This window comes from Mycobacterium talmoniae (genome assembly GCF_001854525.1).
GTDB classification, from domain to species: domain Bacteria; phylum Actinomycetota; class Actinomycetes; order Mycobacteriales; family Mycobacteriaceae; genus Mycobacterium; species Mycobacterium talmoniae.
Genome location: NZ_MLQM01000276.1, coordinates 1 through 3,760 on the forward strand (window position 1 = coordinate 1; position 3,760 = coordinate 3,760).

The window sequence follows — 3,760 nt, forward strand, 5'->3', positions numbered from 1 at the left end:
GCCCCCGCCTCCTTGGCCCAGTTGGCCCATCAGCCCCTGCAAGGACTGGGCGCCCTGCTGAAACGCCTGCATGACCGGCTGGAACATCTGCTGCGGGTTGAGCCCCTGGGTCAAGCCGTTGCCCACCATGCCGAGCATGCCGACCAGCGGCGCCATCATCCCGGCAACCAGGCCGCCGCCGGGTCCGCCCATCCCGGCGCCGGCGGCGTTTGCCGCGGCGTCGGCGGGGTGCGGATCCCGCGGATCCAGCCCCAGCTCGCCCAGAACGTCCTCGACCGGTTTGTTTAACCAATCCTTCAGGCCGTGCTCCACCGCATTGATGGCCGGCGCCGGATCGTAGACGACACCGGCGGGCGACGACGGAAACGGCGGCGGTGCTAGGGACGCGGCCTGGCTGGGAGCCTCCGGCGCGCCGGGGGTGACCGTGGCCATCTCGCTGACCTACCTAGACGACGTCGCCAGGCGCCGCGTTGTCCGCCGGCGCGCCGCTGCTGGACCCAAAGTTGCTGGCCAGGTTGCCGGCAGCGTTCGTGGGCGCCTCGTCGAGCTTCACAAACGCCGACTGCGCAGCCTGGGTACCGGCCCCCAACAGCGAATTATTCACCGCCGACAACATCCCGCTGGTGACGTTGTTGCTGGTTGCCTCGAAGAACGCGGGGATCATATTGGCCACCCCGATCGGCCCGACGGCGGTCGCGAACCCCGACAGCTGTGCCGGGGTGATCACCGAGAACGCGCCCGTGATTGCCGAGAAGACACCTTGCTGTGCTGCGGTCATCGCACTCATGAACGCAGGTTCAGTGTGTAGAGCGTCTGACATTTTTCCCTCCCGAAGCCGCGCCGCAAATGCGGCTGACAATGGTTTAGCTACTATAACCGCCGCCGCGGACCCGTTGGCGCGGGATTTTCACCGATCGGCGGGTCCTGCTCGGGGACCGGAATCCCAGGTAGTTGCCGGGGCACAAACGTGCTGCCATCCCAGCACGTCAACGGGGTTTCCTGCAGCTCGGCCATGCGTGTGTTGAACTCCTTGATCAGGAAATTCTGCCGCTCCAACGCCAGCCGAGAGGCCGCCTGAGCCGTCTCAACGATCAGCTTGGCCAGCGCGTCAGCGCCCAGGCGGGTGGCCGACGGCCCCAGCCACAGCCCGGTCATCTCGCCGGATGCGGTGACTTCGGCGCTCACCGACTGGTCACGGCTGGTCACCCGCACCGAAATCGACTTGCAGTGCTCGGCTAGCGCCTGCATGAGGTCGCGCTGCTTCTTCATCCGCGCCATCAGCGACTGTGCCAGGCTGGTCATGGGCGCCGCTCCCAGCGTCCGCCGCCGGCGATCACACCGACCTCATCCAGCTGGCCGGGAGTTCGTCCTCGCCGCGCAGCTCTTCCTCGGCGTTGGCCAGTTCCTCCTCGGTCGCCAACTTCATATCGGCGATCAGCGAGGCGCTGCAACCCCGCTCCACCATGTCGCGCCGGTGCGCCACCTGGGCGCGCATCGCCGACAACCGACACAGCGCCATGATTTCGTCGGCCAGCTGCTGCGGCGATTTCTTGAGTTCGCGTGCGTCGATCTTCAGCGCCGTCGGCAGGCCCCGCTTGGTGGTCACCACGGATATGCTGCCGCTGGGCGAGCGGGCCGCGCCCTGCCGGAAACCGGGTTGCCCCGGGTTACGCCCCGGGGTCGGCTGCGACGTAATGTTGCGAGGTGGCACGACTTTAAAGTTAGTACAATGCTATGAACCGCGCGACCAGTACAGACAGGGTGGGGAGTGCACCGAACAGGCGGGCTGGCCCAACTTCTCACTTCCGCGGGGACGATTCGGTGACTTTAGTGAGGAACACCAACGGATGAGTGGCACCAAGGACGCAAAGCGGGTCTTTGACGCGGGCGTGTTGTCGCTCGGCATCGCGATCGACGGATTAGAGACCGACCGCGACGCGCAGTACGCGGCGATGGCGTTCAAACGGGCCACCGAGTACGACCCGGAGATGGCCGACGCCTGGCTGGGCCGTGCGGCCGCCGGCGACACCAGTCCCGAAGTGCTCTACAACCTGTACCGCACCAGCCAGGCCAACCTGTTCCGCGAACAGCGGCGACTCGGGCTGCCCCGGAACGCGCTTAGCGGCCGGTTCGAGACCGGGTTGTACCTGGATTACACCCTGGGCACGCTGACCGAGGTGTGGCTGGCGTATGCGGCCAGCATGATTGCGGGCCAGGATTACGACGAGGCCGAAAAGGTGCTCGACGAATTGGATGTGTTGCGGCGGTCCATGCCCGGCGGGGATGCGGAATCCGCGGAGATCTGCGCCTACATCCGCGCGGTGCTGCACTTCACCACCCAGCGCTGGCCCGACGTGTTGACCGCGCTGGCCAGCTCGGCATCGTTCACCGACGAGTACATCGCCGCCGGGGCACACCTGATGGTGGGTTCGGCGTGTGCCCAGATGGGTCTGTTCGGGGAGGGCATTCGTCGCCTCGATCAGGCGATCGAAGGTCCGATACCGGCGGCGCGGCGGGCGGCCGAATTCTGCAAGGGTCTGACGCTGCGGGAAATGGGCAAGGAGCCCGAGGCCCGGGAGATCTTTGAGCGCATCTATTCCGAAGAACCCGGATTCGAGGCCAACGCGGCCGCCCTGCACGACCCGAAGTACCGGCTGATCGTCACCACCAAGGAAACCATCGATTCCCGCACCAACAAGTGGGATCCGAGCACCGCCCGCACCGGCGACGAGGTCGACGCCGAGGGATTGGCCGAGCGCAGCAACGAGTACCTGCGGGCCGCGCAGGCCGAACTGGACCGCCAAATCGGCCTGTCCGACGTCAAGCTACAGGTCGCGAAGTTGACCTCGGCGGCCAAGTTGGCAAAGATCCGCGAAGACAAGGGCTTGAGCGCGGGCTCACGCAGTCTGCACCTGGTATTCACCGGGCCGCCAGGAACCGGTAAGACCACCATCGCCCGGGTGGTGGCCCAGACCTACTGCGGGCTAGGGCTGCTGAAGACCCCGGCCGTGGTCGAGGCCACCCGCGGTGATTTCGTCGGGGAACACCTCGGCAGCACGGCGATCAAGACCAACGCGCTGATCGACTCCGCGATGGACGGGGTGCTGTTCATCGACGAGGCCTACACGCTGGTGCAGACCGGCCTCTCCGGCGGTGACGCCTTCGGCCGTGAGGCGGTGGACACCCTGCTGGCCCGGATGGAAAACGACCGCAAGCGCCTGGTGGTGATCATCGCCGGGTATGACAAGGAGATCGACCGCTTCCTGGCGTCCAACGAGGGGCTGGCGTCCCGGTTCACCAAGCGGGTTCGGTTCAGCTCCTACGACCCGACCGAGTTGGGCGACATCGGCCGGTTGATCGCCCAGACCCGCGACTCCGAACTGTCCGAGGCGGCCTACGACGAATTGGTCGAGGCGTGCAAAACCCTCTACGAGACCGAGTCGACGGATGACTCCGGGCAGGTGCGGCGCCGCATCGATCTGGCCGGCAACGGACGATTCGTCCGCAACGTGATCGAGTCCGCCGAGGAGGAACGCGAGTATCGGCTCAGCGAAGACCACGGCGCCAGCGTCGAGAACCTCGACGAAGCGGAGTTAATGCGCATCGAAGCCAGCGACATGCGGGCCGCGCTGAAAAGCGTGCTGGGCATGTTGAGTCGCACCTGAGTGCCTACCGGAGCCCATAGTGACCCACCCCGATGACCGTCGGCCGCCGACCAACCCCCACCTGGCGATCACCGAGCTCGACACGACACCCATAC

4 protein-coding genes and 1 pseudogene are annotated in these 3,760 nt (G+C 66.4%); 1 reads left to right on the plus strand and 4 read right to left on the minus strand.

The features are described 5' to 3' along the window. The 4 genes and pseudogenes from BKN37_RS26255 to BKN37_RS26270 form a co-directional block, all read right to left on the minus strand. Positions 1-432, minus strand: a pseudogene (locus BKN37_RS26255) (hypothetical protein); the annotation flags it as partial. Positions 433-445: 13 nt separating this feature from the next. Continuing rightward, positions 446-787, minus strand: coding sequence for a hypothetical protein (locus BKN37_RS26260; protein ID WP_242657368.1), 342 nt, complete (start codon positions 785-787; stop codon positions 446-448). An 83-nt stretch (positions 788-870) separates the two neighbouring features. Continuing rightward, positions 871-1,302, minus strand: a complete 432-nt coding sequence (locus BKN37_RS26265; protein WP_071030147.1) for a YbaB/EbfC family nucleoid-associated protein — start codon at positions 1,300-1,302, stop codon at positions 871-873. 31 nt (positions 1,303-1,333) lie between these two features. Then, complete coding sequence (locus tag BKN37_RS26270) at positions 1,334-1,606, minus strand: hypothetical protein (RefSeq protein WP_242657369.1); 273 nt, start codon at positions 1,604-1,606, stop codon at positions 1,334-1,336. Between the two features lie 241 nt (positions 1,607-1,847). Between BKN37_RS26270 and eccA the strand changes: the two genes are divergently transcribed. Next, positions 1,848-3,665, plus strand: a complete 1,818-nt coding sequence (eccA, locus tag BKN37_RS26275) for a type VII secretion AAA-ATPase EccA (RefSeq protein ID WP_071030150.1) — start codon at positions 1,848-1,850, stop codon at positions 3,663-3,665. Positions 3,666-3,760: the final 95 nt, after the last annotated feature.